Origin of the sequence: Paenimyroides aestuarii (genome assembly GCF_024628805.1) — a bacterium.
In the GTDB taxonomy this organism is placed as follows: Bacteria; Bacteroidota; Bacteroidia; order Flavobacteriales; family Flavobacteriaceae; genus Flavobacterium; species Flavobacterium aestuarii_A.
In genome coordinates this window covers 1,989,787-2,003,509 of sequence record NZ_CP102382.1, presented here as the reverse complement: position 1 = coordinate 2,003,509, position 13,723 = coordinate 1,989,787, and the positions used below count along the sequence as shown (strand labels likewise).

At 35.7% G+C, this 13,723-nt stretch carries 12 protein-coding genes and 1 other RNA gene; 11 read left to right on the top strand and 2 right to left on the bottom strand.

Features of this window, described 5'->3' with window-relative positions; genetic code table 11:
- Positions 1-149 precede the first annotated feature (149 nt).
- From NPX36_RS09620 to NPX36_RS09610, 3 genes are read left to right on the top strand one after another with little or no spacing between them, the layout of a single operon-like run.
- A complete protein-coding gene (locus NPX36_RS09620; RefSeq protein ID WP_257498511.1) occupies positions 150-1,124 on the top strand; it encodes a ribonucleotide-diphosphate reductase subunit beta in 975 nt (324 codons plus the stop codon).
- Positions 1,125-1,175: 51 nt separating this feature from the next.
- On the top strand, positions 1,176-2,867 hold the full coding sequence (locus tag NPX36_RS09615) for a ribonucleoside-diphosphate reductase subunit alpha (protein ID WP_257498510.1): 1,692 nt from the start codon (positions 1,176-1,178) through the stop codon (positions 2,865-2,867).
- A gap of 15 nt (positions 2,868-2,882) precedes the next feature.
- Positions 2,883-3,272, top strand: a complete 390-nt coding sequence (locus tag NPX36_RS09610; protein WP_257498509.1) for an acyl-CoA thioesterase — start codon at positions 2,883-2,885, stop codon at positions 3,270-3,272.
- 72 nt (positions 3,273-3,344) lie between these two features.
- On the opposite strand, the gene NPX36_RS09605 is transcribed toward NPX36_RS09610, so the two are convergent.
- On the bottom strand, positions 3,345-4,415 hold the full coding sequence (locus NPX36_RS09605; RefSeq protein ID WP_257498508.1) for a glutaminyl-peptide cyclotransferase: 1,071 nt from the start codon (positions 4,413-4,415) through the stop codon (positions 3,345-3,347).
- A gap of 89 nt (positions 4,416-4,504) precedes the next feature.
- On the opposite strand from NPX36_RS09605, the gene ffs reads away from it, so the two are divergent.
- Together ffs and NPX36_RS09595 are read left to right on the top strand one after the other, a co-directional pair.
- Positions 4,505-4,603, top strand: an RNA gene (gene ffs / locus NPX36_RS09600) — signal recognition particle sRNA small type.
- A 48-nt stretch (positions 4,604-4,651) separates the two neighbouring features.
- Positions 4,652-5,065, top strand: a complete 414-nt coding sequence (locus NPX36_RS09595) for a hypothetical protein (RefSeq protein ID WP_257498507.1) — start codon at positions 4,652-4,654, stop codon at positions 5,063-5,065.
- A 37-nt stretch (positions 5,066-5,102) separates the two neighbouring features.
- Here the strand turns inward: NPX36_RS09595 and NPX36_RS09590 are convergent, their stop codons facing one another.
- Positions 5,103-7,478 carry a heavy metal translocating P-type ATPase metal-binding domain-containing protein gene (locus NPX36_RS09590; protein WP_257498506.1) on the bottom strand — a complete coding sequence of 792 codons (2,376 nt, stop codon included), beginning with the start codon at positions 7,476-7,478 and terminating at the stop codon, positions 5,103-5,105.
- Between the two features lie 97 nt (positions 7,479-7,575).
- Between NPX36_RS09590 and NPX36_RS09585 the strand changes: the two genes are divergently transcribed.
- The 6 genes from NPX36_RS09585 (at position 7,576) to NPX36_RS09555 (ending at position 13,647) form a co-directional block, all read left to right on the top strand.
- The gene (locus NPX36_RS09585) at positions 7,576-8,256 is read left to right on the top strand and encodes a Crp/Fnr family transcriptional regulator (protein ID WP_257498505.1); all 681 of its coding nucleotides are present in this window, start codon (positions 7,576-7,578) and stop codon (positions 8,254-8,256) included.
- 48 nt (positions 8,257-8,304) lie between these two features.
- Positions 8,305-9,318: a DHH family phosphoesterase gene (locus NPX36_RS09580; protein WP_257498504.1), complete on the top strand. Its 1,014-nt coding sequence runs from the start codon at positions 8,305-8,307 to the stop codon at positions 9,316-9,318.
- Position 9,319: 1 nt separating this feature from the next.
- Complete coding sequence (gldI, locus tag NPX36_RS09575; RefSeq protein WP_257498503.1) at positions 9,320-9,856, top strand: gliding motility-associated peptidyl-prolyl isomerase GldI; 537 nt, start codon at positions 9,320-9,322, stop codon at positions 9,854-9,856.
- 2 nt (positions 9,857-9,858) lie between these two features.
- A complete protein-coding gene (locus NPX36_RS14345; RefSeq protein WP_317618256.1) occupies positions 9,859-10,920 on the top strand; it encodes a peptidylprolyl isomerase in 1,062 nt (353 codons plus the stop codon).
- A gap of 10 nt (positions 10,921-10,930) precedes the next feature.
- Positions 10,931-12,031 carry a peptidylprolyl isomerase gene (locus tag NPX36_RS09560; RefSeq protein WP_257498502.1) on the top strand — a complete coding sequence of 367 codons (1,101 nt, stop codon included), beginning with the start codon at positions 10,931-10,933 and terminating at the stop codon, positions 12,029-12,031.
- A gap of 62 nt (positions 12,032-12,093) precedes the next feature.
- Positions 12,094-13,647, top strand: coding sequence for a M28 family peptidase (locus tag NPX36_RS09555; RefSeq protein WP_257498501.1), 1,554 nt, complete (start codon positions 12,094-12,096; stop codon positions 13,645-13,647).
- Positions 13,648-13,723: the final 76 nt, after the last annotated feature.

Genomic DNA, 13,723 nt, shown 5'->3' with positions numbered 1-13,723 from the left:
ATAAGTAGTAATACTTGTGAGTCAGACCTCTCGTAAAAATACAGCGTTGCTTTTCGCACCTAAAAGTAAATGGCTAGAACTCTTTCTTTTTATATGGACGTTTTCTATAAAATTTACTTCTTTATTGTTCCATATAAAAATTAAAAGTTATGAGTATTTTTTCTAAACGTGTTAATTACAAACCATTTGAATATCCAGAGATTTTAGAGTTTACCAATGCGATTAACAAATCGTTTTGGGTGCATTCCGAAGTAGATTTTACTGCCGATGTTCAAGATTTCCACTCACATTTATCGCCTATCGAGCAAGAAATTGTTAAGCGCAGTTTGCTGGCAATTGCACAGATCGAAGTAAATGTAAAAACGTTTTGGGGTAATTTATACACCCATTTACCAAAGCCAGAATTTAATGGTTTGGGGAGCACGTTTGCCGAGTGCGAATTTCGTCATTCTGAAGCTTATTCGCGTTTGTTAGAGGTTTTGGGTTACAACAATGCTTTTGAAAACGTGGTACAGATTCCAGTGATTAAAAAACGCATCGATTATTTATCAAATGCTTTAAAACACTCCAAAGCAGAAGATAAGAAAGATTACTTAAAATCACTGATTTTATTTACTATTTTAATTGAAAATGTATCGCTTTTTAGTCAATTTGCCATTATTTTATCGTTTACGCGCTTCAAAGGTGCCATGAAAAATGTAAGTAATATTATTGCATGGACATCTGTTGACGAGCAAATTCATGCCAATGCCGGGATTTATATCATCAATAAAATAAAAGAAGAGTTTCCCGATTATTTTGATGATGCCACGGTAGAAGAAATCAATCAAATTGTAAAAGAATCAATCGAAATTGAAAGTGAAATTCTGGATTGGATTTTTGAATTTGGCGAATTGGAAACCATTTCTAAGAACAATTTATTGAATTTTATGAAGTTTCGTTTAGATGAAAGCATGGTAAAAATTGGTTTAAAGAAATTGTTTTTTGTGAGCGATGACGCTTACCAGCCCATGATTTGGTTTGAAGAAGAAATTTTTGCAAACAGTTTAGACGATTTCTTTGCAAAACGTCCGGTTGATTATACCAAACACGACAAAAGCATTACTGCCGACGATTTATTTTAAAGCAACATCAAACAATTATATTACACATATCAATTGATTCACCGATTAAGAATGTTAAATCTTGGATCGATCGAACATTTAAAAATAAAATCAACTATGGAAAGACTATGGTGGCTTAACGAAGAAAGCGAACAAATATTAAACCGCGGATATCTTTTAAAAGGCGAAACTCCACAAAAAGCCATTGAGCGCGTTGCCAATGCCGCAGCAAAACAATTATACAAACCCGAATTGGCCGAAGCTTTCATTGAAATGATTGAAAAAGGTTGGATGAGTTTATCCTCACCTATCTGGGCAAATATGGGAACTGAGCGTGGCTTACCCATTTCGTGTTTCAATGTGTATGTTCCTGATAATATCGAAGGAATTACCCACAAATTGGGCGAAGTGATTATGCAAACTAAAATTGGTGGCGGTACCAGTGGCTATTTTGGTGAATTGCGCGAACGCGGAAGTGCCGTCACCGATAACGGCAAAAGTAGTGGTGCGGTAAGCTTTATGAAATTGTTCGATACGGCGATGGATACCATTTCGCAAGGCGGTGTGCGCCGTGGTGCTTTTGCTGCTTATTTGGATATTGATCACGACGATATTAAGGAATTTTTAGATATAAAAAACATCGGAAATCCCATCCAGAATCTATTTACAGGTGTTTGCGTACCCGATTATTGGATGCAAGATATGATTGATGGCGACAAAGAAAAACGAGAAGTTTGGGCGAAAGTTCTAGAAAGCCGCCAGCAAAAAGGATTGCCATATATTTTCTTTACAGACAACGTGAACCGCAACAAACCAGAGGTGTATAAAGACAAAGAAATGCCAATTTACGCAAGTAACCTTTGTTCTGAAATTGCATTGCCTTCATCAAAAGAAGAATCGTTTGTTTGCTGTTTATCGTCGATGAATTTAGAATTATATGATGAATGGAAAGATACCGAAGCTGTAAAATTGGCAACTTATTTTTTAGATGCCGTAATCAGTGAATTTACAGCAAAAACCGAAGGAAATTATTACTTAAAATCGGCACATGATTTTGCAAAAAACCACCGCGCACTGGGTTTAGGTGTTATGGGATGGCATTCGTATCTACAAAAAAACAGGATTTCGTTTGAAAGTTTAGAAGCTAAAATGCTTACCAATCAAATTTTCAAAGAGATAGAAGACAAAGCCTTAAAAGCGTCTCAAGATTTAGCTCGAATTTACGGCGAACCAGCAGTTTTAAAAGGATACGGGCGCAGAAACACCACCTTATTGGCAATTGCACCTACAACATCTTCATCTGCTATTTTAGGACAAACATCTCCTGGAATTGAACCTTTTAGCAGCAATTATTACAAAGCTGGTTTGGCAAAAGGAAACTTTATGCGCAAAAACAAATATTTGAAAGCACTCTTAGAAGAAAAAGGTCTTGACACCGAAGAAACCTGGAGAAGCATTATGCTGAATCACGGAAGCGTGCAACATCTACCAGAGCTGAATCAAGAGGAGAAAGATGTTTTTAAAACGTTTAAAGAAATCAGTCAGTACGAAATTATTTTGCAGGCATCTATCCGCCAAAAATACATTGATCAAGCACAAAGCTTAAACATTAACATACCGTCAAACCTTCCTGTAAAAGAAGTAAATCGCTTATTAATAGAAGCTTGGAAATTGGGTGTTAAAACATTGTATTATCAACGCAGCCAGAGTGTATCAAAAGAATTTGTAAATAATTTAGTTACTTGTACAAGTTGCGAAGCATAAAAACAATCCTTAAAAATGACAATAGAACAACGAATAAAAAACAGCGAAACCCGTATTTTTAAAGCGGTTTTCCCAAATACAACCAATCATTACGACACGCTGTTTGGCGGAACCGCCATGCACATGATGGACGAAGTGGCTTTTATTACAGCAACACGTTTTTCAAGACAAATGATGGTAACCGTTTCATCGGACAAAATCGATTTTACCAAACCCATTCCAGCAGGAACCATCGTTGAATTGATTGGAAAAGTTACCAAAGTTGGCAATAAAAGCTTAAAGGTTTCGGTTGAAATTTATATCGAAGAAATGTACACCGATATACGCTATTTAGCAATAACCGGCGAATTTACATTTGTTGCTTTGGATAAAGACAAAAACCCAACGAAAGTTATTAAGGAGTAAACTTTTTATTAAAAAAAAACCGCTTAAATTATAGAATTTAGGCGGTTTTTGATTTAAGTACTAATGTTTTGTTTACCTATTAATTCTAATCTCAAACATTTTATCCCAATTTTTTCCCGTTACAAAGAAAGTTCCAGTCTTTTTATTGTAGGCGATACCGTTTAAAACATCTAAATCTGGATGGTGTGAAACTTTATTTTTTAAATCGCTTAAATCAACCACTCCGGTTACACTTCCGTTTGTGGGGTTAAAAATTCCAATAGCATCTTGAGTGTAAAAATTGGCATAAATTTCACCGTTTACCCATTCCAGTTCGTTTACACTTGCAACGGTGCCATTGGGGATCGAAACTACAAAATAATCTACCAAAGAAAAATCATCTGGATTTACTTTATAAACCCGATCACTACCATCTGTCATATACAAGTATGTACCATCATTTGTTAAACCCCAGCCATCGGTATTTTTAAAATAGGGTAAGGTTTTTTCTTTTTGAAGCGATTCTACGTTATACACATATGCTTCCATATTTTTATACGTTAGTTGATAAATTTTGTTGTTAAGCACAGTTGCTCCTTCACCAAAAATCGCATCATCTAATTCATTAATTTTCAAAACCTCTCCGGTTTTAGGATTCACTTTGCGAATACTTGATTTTCCTTTAGTTCGCGTGCCAATTCCTTCACCATTTCCGGTACTTTCAATTAAAACATCGCCATAAAACTCTAATCCTTGCGTATATGCTTTTATATCATGCGGATAGGTATTCACGATGGTGTATGATAAAACAGTAGGTTGCACATCAGAAAAAAGAGCAATAGAAGCCATTGCTTCAGCAGGCACTCCTTTAGTATAGGCAATTGCCTTAATATGTTGCATACCATATTTTTCATTTGCCAAATTATAGTTCAACGCATTATTTCCCTTCACTGAACCAATTTGCTTATCATTTAAAAAATATTGCACAGAATCAATAGTTGAACCATCTGTAAGCTGTAAAGCCAAGCTTTCATTCAAGGAATAGGTTTGTTTTAATTTGGTTGTATCAATGGTAACGGCTTTTTTTTCATCATTTTTTTCTTTATCACAAGCCAAAACAAGTAATGATAACGATAAGAATGCTAAGTATTTACACTTTTTCATGATTAATTTTAATTAGTAATACAATTATACGACCCTTTTTTTATTAAACAAAAGACTTGCTAAAATATAATTTGTTTGTATATTTGCAACGGCAAGTCCTACACGACCAGCTCCTGCAGACTCCTCCAGGGTGGGAACACAGCAAAGGTATGCGGTTGTAGCGGTGCGATGTAGGTCGCTTGCCTTTTTTATATCAATCTCTTTGGTTGATTTTTTTTTGGAATGAAGTTTGATATGTGGTTTTAAAAAACGATTTAGTATCAGACTTTATGAACCTCATGTACCCTCTATTCTTTATTTTAATTGGATGCAAACTTCAGGCACAAGAAGTAAACAATTTGCCTCTGAAAGAAATTCCCGCCAAGTATATCACCTTTTATTATCAAGCAAAGTCTATTTTCAGAAAATCATTTGTGGTGATTGATTATGGGCAAATTCCAAGTAATGTCAGAACAAAAAACCAATTAAATTCTTTTGCAATATTAAAAGAAAACAATGTAGATATGGAATTTAATTCTGAAATAGATGTGCTGAATTTTTTGGCAAAAAATGGCTTTAAATTTATTGAATCTTATCAACCTATAGAGACTGAGGCTGATAATGAACTAAATGCATATAACAGAAAATTTCTACTGGAAAATATGAATTGAGAAAGCAAACTTATTACCCTATGAAAAAATCACAAAATCACCCCTCCCCTTTTCTTGCAAAGTAATTACTCATTATGGTTACAAAACTTATTATTGTGGCAGTGCTTACGGGCATTATTATTGCTGCAACTAAAGGCGATAAATTATTGGAAAGTGCAAAACTTAAGCCCACAGTATTATAGGTAAGTGCCAAGGCATAGCTCATTTTTATGGTTTTCATGGCGTTTTTGGCAAACTGTAAAAAATAAGGCAATTTAGTAAACGATTCCGCATCGAGTATGGCGTCGCTTGCGGGTGTAAAAACATTTACGTTTTCGGAAATCGATATACCAATATTGCTTTGTGCCAAGGCGCCAGCGTCATTCAAACCATCGCCAATCATTAATACATTATGATTATTTTCTTGCAATTTTTTAATAAATCGCAATTTATCATCGGGTTTTTGATTAAAAACAAGCTGTGTGCTTTTAGGCATTAAGCGCTCTAGCATGCGTTGTTCCCCATCATTATCGCCCGACAGCACAAAAAGTTGGTAGTTTTTGTTTTGCAATGATTGAAAAAGTGCCTCTAACCCTACTCTGTATTCATTTTCAAACACATAAAATCCTTTTATTTTATCATTTATACTGATATAAACTTTTGTTTGATTGATGTCTAAAACATCGGCTGCTCCTACCCAACTTGCCGAACCTATTTTTATGGTGTCCTTTCTAAAAGTTCCTTCAATCCCTTTTCCGGGAGCTTCCTTATAATTTTCAGGTTTTTCGATAGGTGTATCAGGCAAAATCATGTATAACCTTCTACTCAATGGGTGGTTAGATCCCCTAACAATATTTTTTATGGCCATTACATCATTTGTTGATAAATGTTCACCAATAAACTGAATGTGTTGGTTACTGTTTGATGTTAATGTGCCAGTTTTATCAAACACAATGGTATCAACCTTGGAAAGTTGTTCAATAACAGTCGTATTTTTTAGATACAATTTGCGCTTGCCCATCAACCGAATCACGTTTCCCCAAGTGTATGGAGCGGTTAATGCCAAGGCACATGGACAAGCAACTATTAATACGGCGGTGAGTACGTTGAATGCGAAGTTTAAACTAGTGAAGCTCCATACAAAAAAACCAATCAAAGCAATGGTAAGCAATGTGGGCGTGAAGATTCGACTGGCTTTATCGGTAATGGTTTGTATTTTTTGGGATACTTTTTTCTGAAATATATCATTGCTCCACAATTGGGTCAAATAGCTTTGCGAAACAGTATTAATTGCTTCAACAATCACGGCGTTTCCTACCTGCTTTCCGCCTGCATAAATTTTATCGCCCGACTTTTTTTCTAATGGAACGGCCTCGCCCGTAACAAAACTGTAATCAATAAAAGCGGTTTCAGACAATAAAATAGCATCTACCGGAATTAATTCTTCATTGCGAATCAACAATTGGTTTCCTTTTTCTATTTCATAAACCTGAATAGGACTTTCTTTTTCATTTTGTATTTTGGTTACTGCAATGGGGAAATACGATTTATAATCACGCTCAAACGATAAAAAGTTATAAGTGGTTTGCTGAATCAATTTGCCCGAGAGCATAAAAAACACCAATCCGCACATACTGTCTAAAAATCCGGCACCGTCTTGAAAAAAAATATCCACCAAACTGCGCACAAACATTACAATAATTCCCAATGCCATAGGAATATCAATGTTGTATGCCTTGGTTTTAATGCTGTGGTATGCCGATTTATAATAAGGTGTGGCCGAATACAAAAAAACAGGTAATGCCAATAAAATATTAATGTATCTAAAAAAGCCTCGATATTGCTGCATCCATAAGTCATCTACATTAAAATATTCAGGAAATGAAAGCAACATAATATTTCCAAACCCAAAGAATGCAACCCCTATTTTATAAAGCAAACTGCGGTCGATTAATTTTGGTTGGGCATCAAATTGTTCCAAACTTATATAGGGCTCATAACCAATCGAAGCCAACAACAACACCAAATTTTTCAAAGAAATATTGTCGCTATTAAACGTGATGCTGACTTTTTTTTGTGAAAAAACCACTTGCGAATGGGTAATTGCCGGGTTTAAAGTATGCAGGTTTTCTAATATCCAAATGCACGAGCTGCAGTGAATATGCGGAATATAGAGCCGAACAATGGTGGTTGTTCCTTCCTTAAAATCAATCAATTTATCGGCAATATCGGTATTGTCTAAATAATTGTATTTTGATGCAACATCTTTTGGAACCGCACCCGGATTTTGTTCAAAATCATAGTAATCAGTAAGTCCGTTGCTTTCAAACAAGTCATAAACCGTTTGGCAACCTTTGCAGCAGAAATTTTTGTCGTTAAAAACAATCACCTCATTTTCAACCACATCATTTCCACAATGATAACAATTCAACATTTTTTTTTGCTTTATACCTGTCACAAAATTGCAAAACCTGCTAGCCAAAAAAAATGATATTTATCATAATAATTGTATCTTTGCAAAAACAACTTTCATGAGCAAATGTGAGCAATGTATCGTACGTGAATTAAGTTCTTTAAAAGCTTTATCAAAGAACGAATTGATTCATTTGGCGCAATGTAAAGACACCATCGAGATTAAAAAAGGCGATGTTATTTTTCAGGAAGGCGATACCGTGAATGGCGTGTATTGCATTAAAGAAGGAACTTGTAAATTGGTGCGTATGGCATCAAACGGAAAAGATGCAATTTTAAAATTAATCACAAAAGGGGATTTATTGGGACAAACTGCTATACTTACCCAAGAAAAAACCTCTTTAAGTGCTATTGCTGTTGAAGATATGCGCGTTTGTTTTATTCCCAAATCAGAAATACTAGGATTTATTGATACCAACAAAAACTTTTCAAGGGAAGTTACCAAAGATGTGTGTCAAAATTTAAACTATGCCACCGATTTTGCATTAAACCACAACAGTAAAACCGTGAAAGAACGATTAGCTTTGGCTTTGTTGAGTATATTAGACTCAAGCGGTACCGATACAGAAGGCTTTTTAAACCTGCAACTAAGTCGCGATGAAATTGCAAGTATGGTGGGCACTGCCACTGAAAGTTGCATTCGCTTGTTGGCTGAACTAAAAAAAGAAGGCATTTTAGAGTTAAAGGGTAAAAAAATAAAAATAATAAAACCTTCTTCTCTGAAAAGTTTAGCAGAATAATTTTTGAAAGCTATTTAAAGTAAATGCTAATTTGTGTATTTTCGCAGTATGATGAATACAAATGACAAGGCATTTTTAACGCAGTTTTTAGAAACGCCCAAACAAATAGCAATTATACCACACCGCAATCCCGATGGCGATGCCTTGGGTTCGTGTTTAGGACTTTATCATGTTTTAAAACAGCTAAACCACACGGTGAAAGTACTTGCTCCAAACGAATTTCCCGAGTTTATATCGTGGCTGCCGGCTACAAACGAAATACTTATTTTTGAAAAGAATTTTGATACTTGTGCCGCTTTTTTGCAGGGCAGTGATTTGGTTTTTACGCTCGATTTTAATGCACTGCACCGAGCGGGTGACCAAATGGGATCTTATCTAGAAAAATTACGAAAACCTTTTGTAATGATTGATCACCACCAAATGCCCGACAATTATGCGAAAGTTACGATTTCTGATACCTCTTTTGGTTCTACCTGCGAATTATTGTATCGTTTTCTTCAAGAATTAAATCTGCAAAAATACATTAATGTGGAAGTTGCTACTTGTATTTATACAGGAATTGTAACCGATTCAGGCTCTTTTAAATTTGTAAAAACCACGGGAGATACGCACCGTGTGGTTGCAGAATTGATTGATTTAGGGGTTGATAACCCTAAAATACACAGTATGTTGTTTAACACTTCATCATACAATCAATTGCAATTGGTGGGCAGAGCGTTGCAACAACTAAAAGTTTTGCCTAATCACAGCACGGCTTACACCTATTTAACCCAAGACGATTTAAACCAATTCCACTATCAAAAAGGAGATACCGAAGGCATCGTAAATTATGGTTTATCAATAAAAGGTATAGATTTTGCAGCTATTTTCATCGAAAATAAAGAAGAAGGAATGATTAAAATTTCATTTCGTTCGGAAGGAGAATTTGATGTGAACGAATTTGCAAGAACTTTTTTTAACGGCGGAGGACACATCAATGCTGCAGGCGGAAAATCGTTTATTTCACTACAAGAAACCATTTTAAAGTTTGAAACCATTATCAATGAAATCAACAAACAATAATATGAAAAAAGTACTATTTTGCTTTGCAGTAACCAGCTTATTGTTTGCATGTAAACAGCCCGAACCTCGCAAACCGGTTAGCTACCGCTCAGGTACTTTCATAAAAGAATCGGTGCAGCGAAATAAAAATATCGTTCAAGACGAAGAAAAACTCATACAGAATTTAATAAAAAACGACTCTGCACATCATTACTATCAATCCGATTTAGGTTTTTGGTACAAATACGATGTGGCTGTCACCACAGATAGTTTGCTTCCCAAAAAAGGAGATATCGTAAAATTAGATTTTGAAATTTACGATATTAATAAACAATTGATTTACTCTAAAGAAGAAACTGCTCCAAAATTGTATGCGGTTGATAAACAAGAAATTATGGTAGGTTTGCGCCATGCCGTGAAATTAATGCACAAAGGCGAAACGGTTTCGTTTATCTTTCCATCGCACATGGCTTATGGCTATTTGGGCGATAAAGAAAAAATTGGAACCAATGTGCCGCTGATTTGCAAAGTAACCCTTAATGATATAAAACCAGAATAAAAATGAAAAAACTGTTATTCGTTTTTGCGTTAATCTCTACGCAAGTTTTTGCTCAAACCAAGTTAACCGATGGTTTATACGCAAATTTTGTTACCAAAAAAGGAACCATCACCACACAATTGTTTTATAACGAAACCCCACTCACTGTAGCCAATTTTGTGGCGTTGGCAGAAGGTACACACCCGCAAGTAAAAGCGGAGTATAAAGGCAAACCTTTTTATAACGGATTAAAATTTCATAGAGTAATTGCAAACTTTATGATTCAAGGTGGCGATCCAAAAGGCGATGGCTCTGGAGAACCAGGATATTTATTTGCCGATGAAATCGTTCCAACATTAAAACATGACGCACCTGGAGTTTTATCAATGGCCAATAGAGGCCCGGCTACTAATGGCTCGCAATTTTTTATCACACACGTTGCCACACCGCATTTAGACGGACGCCATACGGTTTTCGGAAAAGTAGTAAACGGAATAGAAATTGTGAATGCCATTGAACAAAATGATGTGATTGACAAAGTGGAAATTGTTCGTGTGGGCAAAGACGCAAAAAAATTCAACGCGGCAAAAACATTTACTTTATCTTTAGAAAAAATTAAAAAAGAAGAAGAGCTTAAGAAACAAAAAGCAGCAATTTTAAGAAAAGAAAATAAAACGCTTTTAGACAATTATCTTTCAAAAGCAACCGATTATCCTTCTGGAATTAAAATTTATGTAGCAGAAAAAGGTGCAGGCATCAAACCAACCGAAGGAGAAAAAATTTCGTTTGATTATGCAGGATATTTAGCAGATGGAACATTGTTTGACACCGGAATCGAAGAGTTGGCAATAAAACAAGACATTTTCAATCCGCAAAGAAAAGCAGCAAATGCTTACAAACCCTTAGACTACACTTTTGGAAACAAAGGCGGTTTTATTGAAGGAATGACCGAAGGTTTGCTGCAGCTAAACAAAGGCGATAAAGCATATATCTTTATTCCCTCAAATTTAGGATATGGAGAACGTGCCATGGGGCCAATTCCCGCAAACTCCAATTTAGTTTTTTACGTTGATATCAAACCTTAATTCATAAATAATGAAAAAACTTTTTGCTTTGGCTGCTCTTGCAGCTACTCTATTTGTTTCGTGTAAAAAAGAAAACGAAACCAATCTACCAGAAGGATTGTATGCCGAAATTTATACCAATAAAGGAAAAATTGTGGCGCAATTAGAATATGAAAAAACCCCCTTAACAGTTGCAAACTTTGTAAGTTTAGCAGAAGGAAATAATCTATCTGTTGAAACTAAATTTAAAGGCAAACCATTTTACGATGGCTTAACGTTTCACCGCGTAATTGCCGATTTCATGATTCAAGGCGGCGATCCAAACGGAACGGGCGAAGGTGGTCCTGGTTATGTATTTGCCGATGAGTTTCACCCCGATTTAAAACATGATAAAGCGGGTATTTTATCAATGGCAAATGCCGGACCAACTACAAACGGTTCACAGTTTTTTATCACCCATGGTCCTACACCGCACTTAGATGGCATGCACAGTGTTTTTGGTCATGTAATTGAAGGTCAAAATATTGTAAACACTATTGCCCAAGGCGACAAAATAGAGCATATTGATATTGTTCGTTCAGGCGATAAGGCTAAAGCGTTTGATGCTCCAAAAGTTTTTAAAGAAAAACAAGCCGAAAATGAAAAAAAGCAGGAAGAGGCACGCAAAGCTAAAGAAGAAGCTATAAAAGCAACCGAAGGGGTTGCCAAAGAAATGGAAACCACGCTAAATACGGCGAAAGCTAAAGCAAAAACAACAGCTTCGGGCATATCGTATTATATATTTGAAAAAGGAAACGGCGGAAAACCAAAACAAGGCGACAAAATTAATGTAGGCTATGCGGGTTATTTTGAAAATGGCCGTTTGTTTGATACTAGTTTTGAAACTACCGCTGCAAAATATAATATGTTAGATGCACAACGAAAAGCTGCCAACCAATACATTCCAATTCCATTTGTTGCCGGACAAAAAGACGGTTTAATTCCTGGATTTATCGAAGGTATTGAACAATTGAGTATTGGTGACAAAGCTTATATCTTTATTCCATCGCACTTAGCATACGGTGCCACAGGTGCTGGCGATGTAATCCCACCTAACACCAATTTAATTTTTGAACTGCATATCACAAAATAATAAAAAGAGGCTTTTCGCCTCTTTTCCTTTTTATCTATTCCCTAATCTAACCAACTAATAAAATGAGCAAAAATTATTTAAAAATGTATTTTTCAGTTTGTTTTGCTGTAATAAGTCTATCAGTTTCAGCCCAATCAACTTTTCAACAAAACAAACAATCCATCTATAAGGAAATCAGTAACGAAGTAGCAAAAAATCATCAGTTAGAACAATTAGCTTTTGAATTATTAGATGTAATTGGGCCGCGTTTAGTGGGATCTCCCGAAATGGAACAAGCACACAATTGGGTGATCAACACCTACAAAAAATGGAATATTGAAGCAGAAAATGTGCCGTATGGAGAATGGAAATCATGGCAACGTGGCACAACCGAAATTACAATGACTGCTCCAAGAATAAAATCAATCGAAGGAATGCAACTAGCATGGAACGCCGCTACCAAGAAACCGGTGGAAGCTGAAGTAGTTGCAATGCCCATCTTTCCTTCGAAACGAGATTTTGAAAAATGGGCACATTCGATTAACGGAAAAATCGTTTTAATTTCTCCCTACCAAAAATCTGGCAGACCTGAAAATCAGTGGAAAGAACATGCTACTGAAGACGATTTTGCATCATACAAAAAAGAAAAAGAACATCAAAACACGCTTTGGAACAATAGCTTAAAAGCAACCGAAAAATCGATTCGGGAAATAGTAGAATATTTAGAAACAAAAGGAGCAGTTGGTTTTGTGCAATCTTATTTCACGGGCACTATGGGAAGCAATCGAATATTTTATAGTTTTTCTAAAAACACGCCAATGGTAGATGTTAGTTTAGAAGATTATGGTTTGTTGCATCGTTTGGCTGTGAATGAGAAAAGTCCGCTATTAAAAATCAACACCCAATCAAAAAAATTGGGAACAGCAAAAACATACAACACCATTGCTACTATTCCCGGTAAAACCAAACCAGATGAATATGTGATGCTATCGGCACATTTAGATTCGTGGGACGGGGCTCAAGGTGCGACCGATAATGGAACAGGAACTATTTTAATGATGGAAGTGGCACGTTTAATTAAAAAATATGCTCCAAATAACGACCGAACCATTGTAATTGGGCATTGGGGAAGCGAAGAACAAGGTTTAAATGGATCGCGCGCCTATGTGATGGACCACCCAAGCGAAGTGCAAAAAATAAAAGTACTTTTTAACCAAGACAGTGGCACGGGCAGAATAACTTATATCGGTGGTCAAGGTTTTACACAAGCTTATAATTATCTGGGAACTTGGTTGCAAAATGTACCCGAAGAAAACAGAAAACATATTAAAACCGATTTTCCGGGAATGCCCCAAACCGGTGGAACAGATAACGCATCTTTTGTAGCAGCAGGTATTCCAGCGTTTAATCTAGGTACACAAAATTGGGATTACGGACAATACACTTGGCACACCAACCGCGATACCTACGATAAAATTGTTTTTGAAGAATTAGAGCGAAACGTAATTACAACCACTATTCTAACTTTAGAAGCGGCAAACGATCCAAACGAAATATCCAACGAAAAAAGAGTTTTACCAGCAAATACCGAATGGCCAACGGTAAAAGAGCCAAAACGAAATTCTAATGATTATTAAAAAAATCATGTAAATAGATATTTTTTTGATTGCTTTTATTTTAATTCATCAAAAGAATTATATATTTGAAAAATTA